The sequence below is a fragment of the Mesorhizobium sp. C089B genome (assembly GCF_030323125.1).
GTDB lineage: Bacteria > Pseudomonadota > Alphaproteobacteria > Rhizobiales > Rhizobiaceae > Mesorhizobium.
Window position 1 is genome coordinate 1,743,776 of sequence record NZ_CP100469.1, and the last position, 13,469, is coordinate 1,757,244.

Sequence of the window (13,469 nt, forward strand, 5' to 3'; positions counted from 1 at the left end):
CCGGCCTCACCTGAATATGGACATATCCTAGTCGAGGTCGGCCACGGCTTCACCGGCACCGCCCTCGATGCGCTGCGACAACGAAGCTTCCATGAAGTCGTCGAGGTCGCCGTCGAGCACGCTCGACGGGCTGGTGCTCTCGACGCCGGTGCGCAGGTCCTTCACCAACTGGTAGGGCTGCAGCACATAGGAACGGATCTGGTGACCCCAGCCGATGTCGCTCTTCGACGCTTCTGTGGCATTGGCCACCGCTTCGCGCTTCTTCAGCTCTTCCTCGTAAAGGCGCGAGCGCAGCATTTCCCAGGCCTTCGCCTTGTTCTTGTGCTGCGAGCGTTCGGCCTGGCAGGCAACCGCGATGCCGGTGGCGATATGGGTGATGCGAACCGCCGAGTCCGTGGTGTTGACGTGCTGGCCGCCCGAACCGGATGAGCGGTAGGTGTCGATGCGTACATCCGATTCCGAGACGTCGATCTCGATCCTGTCATCGACGACCGGGTAGACCCAGACGCTGGAGAAGGACGTGTGGCGGCGCGCATTGCTGTCATAGGGTGAAATGCGGACCAGGCGATGAACGCCCGACTCGGTCTTCAGCCAGCCATAGGCATTGTGGCCCTTGATCAGGAGCGTGGCGGACTTGATGCCGGCCTCTTCGCCGTCATGGACTTCCAGCACTTCGACCTTGAAACGGCGACGCTCGGCCCAGCGCGTGTACATGCGCAGAAGCATCGAGGCCCAGTCCTGGCTCTCGGTGCCGCCGGCGCCGGCATGGACTTCGAGATAGGTGTCGTTGGCGTCGGCCTCGCCCGACAGCAGCGTCTCGACCTGGCGGGCCTTGGCCTCGCCCTGCATCGAGCGGAGGGCTGCTTCCGCCTCGGCGATCACGCTCTGGTCGCCCTCTTCCTCACCCAGTTCGATCAGGCCGATATTGTCTTCCAGCGCCTGAGTCAGGCTTTTGACGCCGGCGATCCCGTCTTCGAGGCCCTGGCGCTCGCGCATCAGCTTTTGCGCTTCCAGCGGATCATTCCAGAGGCTGGAATCCTCGGCGCGCACGTTCAGGTATTCAAGCCGCTTTATAGCCTGATCCCAGTCAAAGATGCCTCCTCAGCAGGGTGATCGCCTGCCTGATCTCGTCGACAATATTCTGCGTTTCCGCGCGCATGGCTGGTTGTTCTGTCCTGTTTTCGAAGTGGCGCTTGGGTCGGCGCGATACATAGGCACGGCATTGCTGCCTGTAAAGCGAAATGGGCCGGCTCAACAAGCCAGCCCATTCGACGTAAAAAATCAGGTCGTCAGTAGAGTCCGCCGCCGGGTGCCTGGATGGCTTCCGTTGCCTGCGGCGATAGCGGTCCGCCGGCGCCGTTGGACCCGTCGGCGCCCATGCCGATCACCCAATAGCTGTCGGCTGGGCCGGTGCCGGGCTTGAAGGCTTCGATGATGGTGCCGGGATCGCCCGACGCGGCACGCATGCCGGTCTTGCGGTTGATCGCGACCAGGTTCATGCCTTCCGGCACCTTGAAGTCGACATTCGGCGTGCCGTCCAGCGCAACGCGCATGAAGTCCTTGAAGATAGGTGCCGCCAGACCGCCGCCAGTGGCGCCATGGCCGAGACCGCGCGGCGTGTCGTAACCCATGTAGAGGCCGACGACGAGGTTCGGCGTATAGCCGATGAACCAGGCGTCCTTCTCGTCATTGGTCGTTCCGGTCTTGCCGGCGATGTGGCGGCCAAGCTCGGCGATGGTGGCGCCGGTACCGCGCTGGACGACGCCTTCCATCATCGAGGTGATCTGGTAGGCGGTCATCGGATCGAGCACCTGCTCGGAATTGTCGACCAGTTCCGGTTCGGGCTGGTTGTTCCATTCGGGCGCATTGCAACCTTCGCAGCCGCGCTCGTCCTGCTTGAACACGGTCTTGCCGTAGCGGTCCTGGATGCGGTCGATGAGCGAGGGTTTGATCGACTTGCCGCCATTGGCCATGATCGAATAGGCCGACACCATGCGCATCACCGTCGTCTCGCCGGAGCCTAGCGCCATAGGCAGATACGGCGCCAGATGGTCGTAGACGCCGAACCTCTCGGCATATTCCACCACCAGCTTCATGCCCATGTCGTTGGCGAGCCGCACCGTCATCAAATTGCGCGACTTTTCGATACCGGAGCGCAAGGTCGCGGGGCCGGCCACCGTGCCGTCATAGTTCTTCGGCGTCCAGGTCGTGGTGCCGCTCTGGATGGTGATCGGTCCGTCCATGATCACCGAGGCCGGCGTATAGCCATTGTCGAGCGCGGCCGAATAGACGATCGGCTTGAAGGACGATCCCGGCTGGCGCATCGCCTGCGTGGCACGGTTGAACTCCGACTGCGCATAGGAGAAGCCGCCGACCATGGCCAGCACGCGCCCGGTATGTGGATCCATGGCGATCAGGCCGCCCTCCACTTCCGGCACCTGGCGCAACGTGTAGGCGCCTTCCGACCCTTCGTTCTTCTGCACGAAGATGACGTCGCCGGGCTGCAGTACATCGGCCGGAGACTTGGCCTTGACCGTCTTGCCATCGACCACATGGCGCATGGCGAAGCTCATGTCTTCCTTGCTGACGGCGCCTTCGATGCGTTCCTTGACGATATCGCCCGAAATCTGCCGCGTCGGCTGCAGGCCGATGGAAAGGCCGGTCGCCGAGCTGTCGAGCACGACGGCAAGCGACCATTCCGGCACGTCTTCCAGCCCCTTGACGTTGCCCAGCGCCACGCCCCAGTCGCCGGAAGCATCGATATGCGTCACCGGTCCGCGATAGCCGCGCAGCGTGTCGTATTTGAGCAAGCCGTTCTGCATCGACTTGCGGGCGATGAGCTGGATCTTCGGATCGAGCGTCGTGCGCACCGAAAGGCCGCCCTCATAGAGCGCGTTCTCGCCATAGCGCGAGATGATCTGGCGGCGCACTTCCTCGGTGAAATATTCACCCGCAAACAGATAGGAGCCGTTACGACGCGGCGTCACGCCGAGCGGCTCGGCCTTGGCCTTGTCGCCTTCCTCGCGCGTCACGTAGCCGTTCTCGACCATCTGGTCGATGACCCAGTTGCGGCGCTCGATGGCGCGGTCGGCATGCTTGAAGGGATGGTAGTTGTTGGGCCCCTTCGGCAGCGACGCCAGATAGGCGGCTTCCGCGACCGTGAGTTCGTTGACCGACTTGTCGAAATAGGTCAGTGCCGCGCCCGCAACGCCATAGGCGCCGAAGCCGAAGAAGATTTCGTTGAGATAGAGCTCAAGGATGCGGTCCTTTGAATAAGCCTGCTCGATGCGGAAGGCCAGGATCATCTCCTTGATCTTGCGCTCGTAGGTCTGGTCCGAGGACAAGAGGAAGTTCTTCGCCACCTGCTGGGTGATGGTCGAGGCGCCGACCTGGCGCCTGCCCGAACCCAGATTCTGCAGGTTGACGTAGATGGCGCGGCCAAGCCCGGTGATGTCGATGCCGGGATGGTTGTAGAAATTCTTGTCCTCGGCCGACAGGAACGCCGCCTTGACCCGGTCCGGAACCGCCTGGATCGGCAGATAGAGCCGCCGTTCGCGCGCATATTCGGCCATCAGCGAGCCGTCGGAAGCATGGATGCGGGTCGTCACTGGCGGCTCGTACTTGGCCAGGACCTCGTAGTCGGGCAGGTCTTTCGAGAGATGGCTGATGTATATCGCCACGCCCGCGGCGACCATAAGCGCCAGCGTCGTGCCGATACCAAAGAAATAGCCGATAAGACGAATCATGCCCGCTCCAGTCCGAGGTTCGGGAATTTCCTAGACGAAGCCGCCTTTCGCGCAAGCCTTCGCAACTGTCCCGATCCGTGATGGAAAACCCATGTCGCCACCATGTGGGCAAAATACGGCAGTGCCCGGTTTAGGCATCCCCCACCTGAAATAAAAGCGCCTGGTGTTGTCGTCGTGCAACGCTGCCTCCGGTCGTGGGCGGCGGCGACCATCTCAGCCTCCGGTTCCCGTTCCCATCTTGGCGGAGGCAAACAGGGCGACGGCGTTGGTGATGCTCTGCGCCGCCTTGCCGCGCCAGTCGGCGTCGAGCAGTTGCGCTTCATCCTTGGCGTTGGAGAGATAGCCAAGTTCCACCAGCACCGACGGCACATCGGGCGCTTTCAGCACTTTGAAGCCGGCCGAACGCTGCGGATTATTGATCAGGCCGACGCTGGTGGACAACTGGCCGACCAGAGTGTGGGCAAAGCTCATCGAGAAATTATGCGTCTCGCGGCGGATCAGGTCGATCAGTATGTCGGTGACTTCCTTGTTGTCGTCCTTGATCACCATGCCGGCGAACTGGTCGGAGAGGTTTTCACGGTCGGCAAGCGCCTGCGCTTGCGGATCGGACGCCTTGTCGGAGACGGTATAGACGGTGGCGCCTCTGATACCCTTGACGCTGATCGTGTCGGCATGGATCGAGATCAAAAGGTCGGCCTCGTGCTGCCGGGCGATGCGCACGCGGTCATCGAGCCGCAGGAACTCGTCGGTATCGCGCGTCATGAACACGTCGTAGTTGGCGACGGCGGCGAGCTTGTCGCGCAATTCGGTGGCGAAGGCCAGCGTCACGTTCTTCTCGATGGTGCCGTTGAGGCCTTCGGCGCCACCGTCGATGCCGCCATGGCCGGGATCGATGACGATGGTGAAGCGATGCCCGGGATTGGAGATCGGCCCTGTGCCGACCCTGGAGCCCTTGTCGGTGGAGACGGTCGAGCCAGTGGTCAGCGCCTGGTTGGCAAGGGCTTCGTCGAACTCGCGGTCGGAGGCTGCCGACATGTCGATGGCGATGCGATAGCCTGCGCCGTCCTCGTTCTTGAGCACCTCGAGCTTGTCGACCGAGAACGGCCCCTTGCCGGTCAGGATCAGCCGCGATCCCTCGCCCTGATCGCCATAACGCACCGCTTTGACCAGGCCGCGGGCCTTGGCGTCCTTCGCGCCAATGGCGAATCGGGTGCGCGGCAGGTCCACGACCAGCCGGTTGGGGCCGCGCAGCAGGAACCATTTGATGTCGGGCTCGCGGTCGAAATCGATGACGATGCGCATCTTGGTTGCGTCGCCGGCCATCTTGTAGGCGGTGGCGCCGAGTGGCGCATCGGCGGCGCGTGAAACCGGCGCAAAAGCAAGGCAAAGCGCCAGCAGCAACAGCACACCGGCAGCGCGCAGGAAACGGCCTGCACGGCCATGGCCCTTGTCTGTGATGCCCGCCAGTCCCATTTCTTTGCAGTCGCTCCCGGTTTGGCGCTTGCGCCCGCGTGGTTGGTCGAAATGCCGGTCAGGCCGCAGACTCGATTAACGATTGGTATCCAGAGAAGGTTAACCAAGCCTTTTCATTGAGGATTAAGGCCTGTGCTTCCGTTACGGCACTGCTTTTTGCCGGCATCCGAAATCGGGGTTGCCTTCCACCCCGTCAAATCATAAAAGCGATGGTGGATCACTGCAATCCTGGAACCGCTTCTCCCGCAGCTTCCTGCTACAGGTCAGATGAAAGGCGGCTCCTTTCGCTCCAGCGAAAAGGCTTCAGGTGATCGCGACGAATTTCGCAGGTGTGCGCCCGTGGCGGGGGAATCGCCTGCGTGAGGAAAACGGCCGGGTTTGTTCCCGTGCCGGCTCTGTATGAGCAAACAAGCTGGTCCGGTTCGTCCGGGCTTTGGTTCAAAAGGTTCTGCTGGTGACGATGGCTTCAAGCGCAATCATGGAAAGGTCCGCATCAAACCGCGCCATTGTGGCTGCGGGCGGCACCGCCATGGCGCTCAAGCGGCGTCCGGCGGACATTCAGACATCCGGCACCCACATCCCAGACACGCAGCAGCGGGCTTTGCCTCGCAAGCTGCGGCTGACGGCTGCCGGGAGGAAACGAAATAATGCCCAACAAAATGCTGATAGACGCCTCCCACCCGGAGGAAACACGCGTTGTCGTTATCCGCGGTAACCGTATTGAAGAATTCGACTTTGAATCTCAGGACAAGAAGCAGCTCAAAGGAAACATCTATCTCGCCCGCGTAACGCGTGTCGAACCTTCCCTTCAGGCAGCCTTTGTCGAATATGGCGGCAACCGTCACGGTTTCCTCGCCTTCAGTGAAATTCACCCCGACTATTACCAGATCCCGGTCGCCGATCGTCAGGCTTTGCTGCGCGCTGAAGCGCAGGAAGCCGAGGACGAGGAGAACGAGGACAATGACGGCGACGACCGCCAGAGTCGCGATCGCGGCCGGCGCGGCCGCCGGCGCGGCGGCAAGGGTCGTGAGCGCGGCGAACACAAGCGCGACGCCGGCGCCGATGATGAGAACGGCGAACATGGCGATGCCGGCAGCGATGCCGTCTCCGAAGCGCCTGCTTCCGAGCATGCCGCGGCCAATACCGCCGGGCATGACGATCATGCCGGGCATGGCGACAGCGAAGCCTCCGACGCCGAGACATCCGGGACCGAACCGTCGGAAGGCGGCCCGACATCGATCGCGGCAAGCGTCGAAGCGGATGTGATCTCCGAAGCTGTCCCTGCGGCGGAGCCGGCTGACGAAAGGTCGTCCAGCGAGGCAAGTGGCGAAGCCACCTCCGAGGACAATGATCGCGGCATGCTGGAAGAGGTGCAGTCCTCGCATCCGGACGACCACGAGATCGAATCCGTAGGCGCCGAGGATGCGCTGGAAGAGGTGCGCAGCCGCCGCAAGCCGGTGCGCCGCCAGTACAAGATTCAGGAAGTCATCAAGCGCCGGCAGATCCTGCTGGTGCAGGTGGTCAAGGAAGAGCGCGGCAACAAGGGCGCTGCGCTCACCACCTATCTGTCGCTTGCCGGCCGCTATTCCGTGCTGATGCCCAACACCGCACGCGGCGGCGGCATTTCGCGCAAGATCACCAGTGCCGTCGACCGCAAGCGCCTCAAGGAGGTCGTTGCCGATCTCGAAGTGCCGCAGGGCATGGGCGTCATCCTGCGCACCGCCGGCGAAAGCCGCACCAAGGCGGAAATCAAGCGCGACTACGAATATCTGATGCGGCTTTGGGAAAACGTCCGCAATCTGACGCTGCAATCCACCGCCCCTGCCCTCGTCTATGAGGAAGGCAGCCTGATCAAGCGCTCGGTGCGCGACCTCTACAACAAGGATATTGACGAGATTCTTGTCTCCGGCGAGGAAGGCTACCGCGAGGCCAAGGATTTCATGCGCATGCTGATGCCGAGCCACGCCAAGGTGGTTCAGCCGTTCCGCGACACGACGCCGATCTTCGTGCGCAACGGGATCGAGGCGCAGCTCGACCGCATGCTGCAGCCCCAGGTGACGCTGAAGAGCGGCGGCTATATCATCATCAACCAGACCGAGGCGCTGGTCGCCATCGACGTCAATTCGGGCCGCTCCACCAAGGAGCACTCGATCGAGGACACCGCTCTCCACACCAACCTTGAAGCGGCGGAAGAAGTCGCCAGGCAATTAAGGCTGCGCGATCTCGCCGGCCTGATCGTCATCGACTTCATCGACATGGAGGAGAACCGCAACAACCGCTCCGTCGAGAAGCGGCTGAAGGATCACCTCAAGAACGACCGAGCCCGCATCCAAGTCGGCCGCATCTCGCATTTCGGTCTGATGGAGATGTCGCGCCAGCGCATCCGCGCCAGCGTGCTGGAATCAACCATGAAGCCCTGCCCGCATTGCGGCGGCACCGGCCATGTGCGCTCCGATTCGTCGGTGGCGCTTATGGTGGTGCGGGCGATCGAGGAATTCCTGCTCAAGGATTCGCGCAGCCACATCACGGTGCGGACCCCGGCGGCGACCGCTCTCTATGTGCTCAACCACAAGCGCGGCACGCTGGTGGAACTCGAAAGCCGCTTTGGCCTGACCATCACCGTCGAGGCCGATGATACGGTCGGTGTGCAGCACTACGCGATCTTCCGCGGCGCCATTGCCGAAAAGCCGGAAGGCTTTGTCGAAGCGCGAACCTTCCCGGCTATGTCGAGCCGGAAGAGCCCGAGGACGAGATCGTCATCGAGGAGGAAGACGACGAGGTTGTGGTACAGGCCGAGCAGCCGCGCCAGGCGCAGCCGCAATCGCAGCAGCAGCAGCCGAGATCGGCTGAGGACGGCGAAGGCCGCGATCGCAAGCGTCGCAAGCGCCGCAGGCGGCGCGGCGGCAAGGATCGCGAACGCGAACATGGCGATCGCGAGCATGGCGCCGAAGGTGCTTCGGTTTCGGCGGCAAGCGACGACTTTGCCGCTGAACCAGGCGATGACGATGCAACACAGCAAGACGAAGCCCAGGTTGGCGCCGTCGAAACGGTGGAAGCATCAGATGACGCCCAGGGCAAGAAGCGCCGTCGCGGCAAGCGCGGCGGCAAGCGCAATCGTCGCGAAGACGGCACGGAGACCGAAGCCGGCGAAACCGCCTCGGTGGCCGAGGCCGCTGAAGTCGGAACGGCCGCAAGCGAGCCCGTAGCAGCCGTAGCGGTTGAAGAAGCAGCGGCTCCCGCCGCGGCGAACGACGACGCTCCAGCCGAAAAGCCGAAGAAGAAGCGCGCTTCAAGGGCAAAGAAGGCTGTGGTGGAAGTCGCCGATGAGATGGCGGCCGAGGCTGCACCGGAAGCTGCCGTCGAAGCTGCCGCCCCCGCTGCGGCCGATGCCGCCACGGAAACGACCGTCGACGACGAGCCCGCCAAGGCTCGCCCGTCACGGCGCAAAGCCGTGGCCGCGGATACCTCCGCGGTGCCGGTCGTTTCCTCCAGCGTTGCCGACGAGGCAAAGGCCGAGGAAAAGCCGAAGCGCGCCGGCTGGTGGCAGCGGAAGGGCTTTTTCTAAGCTATTCAGCCGATTAAGATAGGTTCCTGACAAAAATCCCGCGCCGTTCAAACCACGGCGCGGGATTTTTGCATGCGCGAATGACGGAAGGCGTCAGGGGGAGAAAATCGACCAGTTCATCATCCTGGCCAGTTTTTCCAAGGCGATCGATCCCAGCTTGGAATTGCCGTTGGCGTTCAAGCCCGGCGACCATACGGCGAGCGAAGCAACACCCGGCACGATCCCCAATATGCCACCGCCGACGCCGCTTTTGCCGGGAATGCCGACACGGAAGGCGAAATCGCCGGAACCGTCATAGTGGCCGCAGGTCAGCATCATGGCGCCGATGCGCCGCGCCCGCTCGGCAGACACCACGGAGTGCCCGGTTGCCGGGTTTCTGCCGCCATTGGCGAGGAAGCGGCCGGCCAGCGCCAATTGCCGGCAGCTCATGGCGATGGCGCAATGGTGGAAGTACACGCCCAGCGCCAGCTCCGGTGCATGGTTGAGATTGCCGAAGGATTTCATGTAGTTGGCAAGCGCGAAGTTGCGATAGCCGGTGGCGCGTTCGGAAGCCGCGACCTCGCGGTCGATGATGATGGTTTCGTCATCGGCAAGGAACTGGATGAAGCGCAGGATTTCGCCGATCGCCTCGCGCGGCTGGTGGCCGGCAAGCAGTATGTCGGACACGACGATGGCGCCGGCATTGATGAACGGATTGCGCGGAATGCCGTTCTCATGCTCGAGTTGCACGATCGAGTTGAACGGATTGCCCGACGGCTCGCGTCCGACACGCTGCCACAGCGCGTCGCCGACATTGCCGAGCGCCAACGTAAGCGTAAACACCTTGGAGATGGACTGGATCGAAAACGCCTGGTCGGCGTCGCCGGCGACCAGCACGCGGCCGTCATTGGTCACGGCGGCAATGCCGAATTTCTTCGGATCGACCTTGCCGAGCTGCGGAATGTAGGTGGCGACGTCACCGCGATCGGTGCGCTCGGCCATCTCGGCGGCGACATCGGCCAGCGCTTGTTCAAGATCCGGCATGCTCGTCCCCGCTATTTCAGCCAGCGCTCGATGCGCGCCATCGCCTCGACCATGTCGTCATGGCTGCCGGCATAGGAAAAGCGCATCGTGCGGTGGCCCTGAAGTGGATCGAAATCGCGGCCGGGCGTAGCCGCCACATGCGCCTCGGCCAGCATCTTGCGCGCAAAGGCCATGCTGTCATTGGTATGCCGGGTAACATCGCAGAAAGCGTAGAAGGCGCCGTCCATCGGCGCCGCCAAGGGAAATCCGAGTTCCGGCAGGCGCCGCATCAACAGCTCGCGGTTCCAGGCGTAGCGCGCCTTTACCGCTTCCAGCTCTTGCGTCGCCTTGAAGGCTTCGATCGCCGCGATCTGCGACAGTTCCGGCGGCGAGATGTAGAGGCTCTGGGCGATGCGCTCGATCGGCCTCACCAGAGCTTCCGGCAGCACCATCCAGCCAATGCGCCAGCCGGTCATGCAATAATATTTCGAGAAGGAATTGATCACCGTCACGCCTGAGCCATGGGCCAGCGCAGTGGTGTCGGGCGCGGCATAGGCCAGCCGATGATAGATTTCGTCCGATATCACCGCGATGCCGAGTTCTTCGGCTGTCCTCACCAGTGCGGACAACTCGTCGACGGGAATGACCGCACCTGTCGGATTGGCCGGGCTGGCGAACAACACGCCCTTCAGCGGTTTTTCCTGGTGCGCCGATTTCAAATGCTCGGCGTGCAGGTAGGCGTCCGTGCCGAGCTCGATCTCGACGATCTCGATGCCGAGCGCGGCCATGATGTTGCGGTAGGCCGGATAGCCGGGTGATGCGATGGCGACGCGGTCGCCGGGATCGAACATCGCCAGGAAGGCCAGATTGAAGGCGGCCGACGATCCCGTGGTCACGGCGATCCGGTTCGGCGAGACATCGATCCCGTAGTGGTCGCCATAATGCGCGGCGATCGCCTTGCGCAGATCCGCCAGACCGAGCGTGTCGGTATAGCCGATGCGTCCGATCCTCAGCGCATTTGCGGCTGCTTCCCTCGCGCCCACGGGCGCCGGATCGGATGGCTGGCCGACGGCCATGGAGACGACAGGCACGCCCGTCGCCTTCAGCCGGTTGGCTTCGGCCAGAATGTCCATGGCGTGAAACGGCTCGACTTCACCGCGGCGCGACAGCGAAACTACCATTTGACCTCCGTCCGGCCCGCCGCTCGAAGCCATGAACCGGCGGCAGCGCCGCACAAATGCCCGATTGATGTGAGGATCACAAGTTCGCCTAGTTTCGGTGCCGTGACTTTTCATCGTTCGCCCGCTCGTTTACCAGTGGACCTCATGCTGAGCCGACCCAAATCGACGATGTCCAAATCTTCCATCGGGAAGACAGCGCGCGGCTTCGCGACGCTTTTGCTTGCCGCCGCCGTCGCTGTCACCGGCTCGGTGACGGCCTTCGCGCAGGCGGTGCCGGTCGTGCGCGATGCCGAGATCGAGGCGCTGGTGCGCGACTATGCGCGGCCGATCTTCAAGGCGGCCGGTCTTGCCAATGACGGTGTCGATATCGTTCTGGTCAACGATCAGAGCTTCAACGCCTTCGTCACCGGGCGCCGGCTGTTCATCAACACCGGCGCGCTGATGCAGGCAGAAACGCCCAACGAGATCATCGGCGTCATCGCCCATGAGGCCGGCCACATCGCAGGCGGCCATCAGCAGAAATTGCGCGACCAGCTCGAGCGCGCCAAGACCATGGCCATCATCGCCACGCTGCTTGGCGCCGGCGCCATCGTTGCCGGCGCCACCACCAACAGCCGCGGCCTTGCCGGCGCCGGCATGGGTGTCGCCGCGGGCGGCGGCGAGATGGCGCAGCGCAGCATTCTTGCCTACCAGCGCACCGAAGAGTCGACCGCCGACCGCTCTGCCATCACCTATCTCAATGCCACCGGCCAGTCCGGCATGGGCATGCTGAAGACCTTCGCCCGCTTCCAGAGCGCGCTGTCGCTTTCCGGCACGCAGGTCGATCCCTACCGCATCAGCCACCCGATGCCGCAGGAGCGCATCGCCAATCTCGAAGTGCTGGTCAAGCAGAGCCCTAACGTCGACAAGGTCGATCCCCCGGCACTGCAGCAGCGGCACGACATGATGCGCATCAAGATCGCCGCCTATATGGGCGGCCAAGCCGCGGCCACGCGGCTGATCCGCAAGGCCCCGGGCAGCCTCGCCTCGCGCTATGGCGAAGCGCAGATGGCCTATCTCTACGGCAATCTGGGTGCGGCGCTGACCAAGGCCAATGCACTGATCAAGGAACAGCCGAAGAACCCCTACTTCCAGGAAATGCGCGGCGACATACTGATGAAGGCCAACAAGCCCAAGGACGCCGCGGACGCCTATGCCAAGGCGGTCAGCCTCGATCCGGTGAGGTCGGGCCTGTTGCCCGTTTCTCTCGGCCAGGCGCTGATGGCCATCGGCACGCCCGACTCGCTGAAGAAGGCGGTGGTGCAGATCAACAACGGTCTCGGGCGCGACAAGGAAAACACGGTCGGATACCGCTATCTCGCCCAGGCCTATGGCGAGCTTGGCAACATTCCGGCGGCGGAACTCGCCACCGCCGAGGGCCACTTTTATTCCGGCGATTACACGAATGCGAAAATTTTCGCCATGCGCGCGCAAAAAGACTTGAAGCGCGGCGAGCCCGGCTGGATTCGGGCGCAGGACATCATAAACTACAACCCTTCAGGCAAACTCAAGAAATGAACCTTCCGGTCGCCCGCGGCGACTAGGATAGACCGGAACCGGTAAAGAGGATGAGACGATGAACAAGGCAATATTGCTCGGCACGACGGGAGTGGCGGCTGCTCTTGCCATGCTCGCTTTCGGGTTCGTCGCCGGCAGTCCGCAGGTGGCCAAGGCCGGCACGGCGCAGACCGTGCAGACCGCCTCTGCCGACACCAAGATCGATCGCACCGAGGTCGAGGGCATTATCCGCGACTATCTCCTGAAGAACCCCGAAGTGCTGCTTGAAGTGCAGGAGGCGCTCGAGGCCAAGCAGAAGGAAGAGCAGCGCATAGCCAGCCTCGGCGTCATCGAGAAGGCCAAGTCCGAGATTTTCAACTCGACCTTCGACGGCGTCGTCGGCAATCCGAAGGGCAAGGTCACCATCGTCGAATTCTACGACTACAATTGCGGCTTCTGCAAACGCGCCATCGACGACATGCAGGCTCTGACAAAGGCCGATCCGGAGCTGCGCTTCGTGCTCAAGGAATTCCCGATCCTCGGGCCGGATTCGCAAAAGGCCAGCGTCGTCTCGATGGCTTTCCACCTGATGCATCCGGAGAAATACGGCGAGTTCCACAACGCCCTGCTCGGCGGCCAGGGCCGCGCCACCGAGGCGGCGGCCATCAAGGTTGCGCTGTCGCTAGGCGCCGATGAGGCGAAATTGCGCGAGAAGATGAAGGATCCGACCATCACCGAGGCTTTCTCCAAGACCTTCGACCTCGCCAACAAGCTGGCCATCACCGGAACGCCTTCCTACGTGGTCGGCAATGAGGTGGTGTTCGGGGCGCTCGGCCAGGAAGTGCTGGCTGAAAAGATCGAGGCGGCGAAAGCCGCGCTCTGATCTTGCACGCGAGCCTATTTCTCACGGGCACATTTCCGCCTGTTGTGGACAGTGAAAGATCGCACTTGTGCTCTTTCCGCGGG

Annotated in this window: 7 protein-coding genes and 1 pseudogene; 3 read left to right on the forward strand and 5 right to left on the reverse strand. The window is 63.0% G+C overall.

Annotated elements, in window-relative coordinates:
- Positions 1-27 precede the first annotated feature (27 nt).
- The 3 genes from prfB to NLY44_RS08865 all read right to left on the reverse strand — a co-directional run bounded on the left by prfB (position 28) and on the right by NLY44_RS08865 (position 5,219).
- Positions 28-1,159, reverse strand: a protein-coding gene (gene prfB / locus NLY44_RS08855) for a peptide chain release factor 2 (protein ID WP_155922402.1) whose coding sequence is annotated in 2 segments (ribosomal slippage) — positions 28-1,092 and positions 1,094-1,159 — 1,131 coding nt in all. Because the reading frame shifts where the segments join, the coding sequence is not laid out codon by codon here.
- A gap of 130 nt (positions 1,160-1,289) precedes the next feature.
- Complete coding sequence (locus NLY44_RS08860; protein ID WP_023805260.1) at positions 1,290-3,746, reverse strand: penicillin-binding protein 1A; 2,457 nt, start codon at positions 3,744-3,746, stop codon at positions 1,290-1,292.
- 213 nt (positions 3,747-3,959) lie between these two features.
- Entirely contained in the window at positions 3,960-5,219 is a 1,260-nt protein-coding gene (locus tag NLY44_RS08865; protein ID WP_023738932.1) for an N-acetylmuramoyl-L-alanine amidase, read from the reverse strand.
- A gap of 647 nt (positions 5,220-5,866) precedes the next feature.
- On the opposite strand from NLY44_RS08865, the pseudogene NLY44_RS08870 reads away from it, so the two are divergent.
- Positions 5,867-8,784, forward strand: a pseudogene (locus NLY44_RS08870) (Rne/Rng family ribonuclease).
- Between the two features lie 93 nt (positions 8,785-8,877).
- On the opposite strand, the gene NLY44_RS08875 reads toward NLY44_RS08870, so the two are convergent.
- Together NLY44_RS08875 and NLY44_RS08880 are read right to left on the reverse strand one after the other, a co-directional pair.
- Entirely contained in the window at positions 8,878-9,807 is a 930-nt protein-coding gene (locus tag NLY44_RS08875; RefSeq protein ID WP_023805262.1) for a glutaminase, read from the reverse strand.
- 11 nt (positions 9,808-9,818) lie between these two features.
- Positions 9,819-10,967, reverse strand: a complete 1,149-nt coding sequence (locus NLY44_RS08880; RefSeq protein ID WP_023805263.1) for a pyridoxal phosphate-dependent aminotransferase — start codon at positions 10,965-10,967, stop codon at positions 9,819-9,821.
- Between the two features lie 144 nt (positions 10,968-11,111).
- Here NLY44_RS08880 and NLY44_RS08885 point away from each other — a divergent pair, with 144 nt between their 5' ends.
- Both NLY44_RS08885 and NLY44_RS08890 read left to right on the forward strand, forming a co-directional pair.
- Entirely contained in the window at positions 11,112-12,524 is a 1,413-nt protein-coding gene (locus NLY44_RS08885; RefSeq protein WP_023691221.1) for a M48 family metalloprotease, read from the forward strand.
- Between the two features lie 58 nt (positions 12,525-12,582).
- A complete protein-coding gene (locus tag NLY44_RS08890) occupies positions 12,583-13,386 on the forward strand; it encodes a DsbA family protein (RefSeq protein ID WP_023667484.1) in 804 nt (267 codons plus the stop codon).
- Positions 13,387-13,469: the final 83 nt, after the last annotated feature.

Coding starts and splice junctions, on each gene's coding strand:
- NLY44_RS08860 (WP_023805260.1), bottom strand. CDS start 3,746: ATGATTCGTCTTATCGGCTATTTCTTTGGTATCGGCACGACGCTGGCG.
- NLY44_RS08865 (WP_023738932.1), bottom strand. CDS start 5,219: ATGGGACTGGCGGGCATCACAGACAAGGGCCATGGCCGTGCAGGCCGT.
- NLY44_RS08875 (WP_023805262.1), bottom strand. CDS start 9,807: ATGCCGGATCTTGAACAAGCGCTGGCCGATGTCGCCGCCGAGATGGCC.
- NLY44_RS08880 (WP_023805263.1), bottom strand. CDS start 10,967: ATGGTAGTTTCGCTGTCGCGCCGCGGTGAAGTCGAGCCGTTTCACGCC.
- NLY44_RS08885 (WP_023691221.1), top strand. CDS start 11,112: ATGCTGAGCCGACCCAAATCGACGATGTCCAAATCTTCCATCGGGAAG.
- NLY44_RS08890 (WP_023667484.1), top strand. CDS start 12,583: ATGAACAAGGCAATATTGCTCGGCACGACGGGAGTGGCGGCTGCTCTT.